Below are 1,189 nucleotides of genomic sequence, written 5' to 3'. Positions count from 1 at the left end.
TGAGCACGACCGTCTTGGAGCGGACCTCGACGACCTGCGGGGTCGCGGGCGCCTCGGGCTTGCCCAGGACCTTGAGCTGGACGCGGCCCTCGACCATGCGGTCGGGGTCCTTCGTCGCGTCCTGGATCCGGTAGACGACCACCATGACGCCCACGAACGAGTCGGCGGGCGTCACGACGACGTCGCCCCCGCTGTACGACACGTCGCCGCTGCCCGTCTCGACGCTCGCCGCCACGATCTCGAGCGGCGTGTCGGGGAAGGGGTTGGAGTCGTTGGCGAGGACGGGCACGGTGGTGGCCTTGCCCTGGTGGGCGTCGTCGACGGTGTCGGGGTTGGCGCGCGCCAGGGGCCGGGTGGAGGCCACGACGGTCAGGGTCGCGGTGCCCTCGACCGGGGGGTGCTCGCCGTCGGTGACGGTGATCGGGACCTGCACGACCGAGCCCTTGGGCACGTCCGGGGTCGCCTGGGCGCGCAGCGTGGTGCCCTCGACGGACACGGTCACGCCCTGCGCCTGGCCGGTGGCCTTGAAGGTCAGGGGGTCGCCGTCGGGGTCGGTCGCGAAGCGCGCGAGGTCGATCGAGGCCTCCTCGCCCGCCGCGACGTCGAGCGTCGGGGTCGACAGCTCCGGCGGCAGGTTCTCCGGCGGCACGACGCTGATCGGCAGCGTGAGCAGCGCGGTGTGGCCGTCGGGGTCGTCGGGACCGGAGCCGTCGGTGACCTCGAAGGTCACGGCGGCGGGACCGACGTAGTCCGCCGCAGACGTGTAGGTGATCTCCGTGGTCGAGAGGACCTCTCGCGTGCCCTCGAGCGCGGTGACTTTCTCCTCCGTGGTGAGCCGGGGAGTCTTGCCCTCGACCACCAGGACGTAGTCCGTGATGTCGATGGGCAGCGGCTCGCCGCTCACGACCTCCAGGGGCGTGATGCCGGGGCGGAGGGTCGGGGCCTGGTCGGTGAGGCCGGGGACCTTGACGAAGGCCTTGGCGGTCAGGCCGTCGATGTCGGTCGCCGTGTAGGTGATGACCTGGCGACCCTCGGTGAGGGTGACGGTGAGCTCGCCGTCGGGGGTGACGCTCGCGGTGCTCGCGTCGGTGGTCACGGTGAGCTCGCTCGCGGCGCCGTCGGGGTCCTCGTCGTTGTCCAGGACGGGGACGGTGACCTCGGTCTTGCCCAGGATGTCCTCCACGGGCAC

At 72.2% G+C, this 1,189-nt stretch carries 1 protein-coding gene; it reads right to left on the bottom strand.

The window, feature by feature from the left end; all coding sequences use genetic code 11:
* The coding region (locus BXA05_RS20165; protein WP_244550540.1) for an Ig-like domain-containing protein at positions 1 to 1,189 on the bottom strand (1,189 nt) is incomplete at both ends.

It is taken from the genome of Cellulosimicrobium funkei (assembly GCF_900155925.1).
Taxonomy (GTDB): domain Bacteria; phylum Actinomycetota; class Actinomycetes; order Actinomycetales; family Cellulomonadaceae; genus Cellulosimicrobium; species Cellulosimicrobium funkei.
Note: the sequence above shows the minus strand (reverse complement) of the source record. Positions and strands in the feature narration are given on the sequence as shown.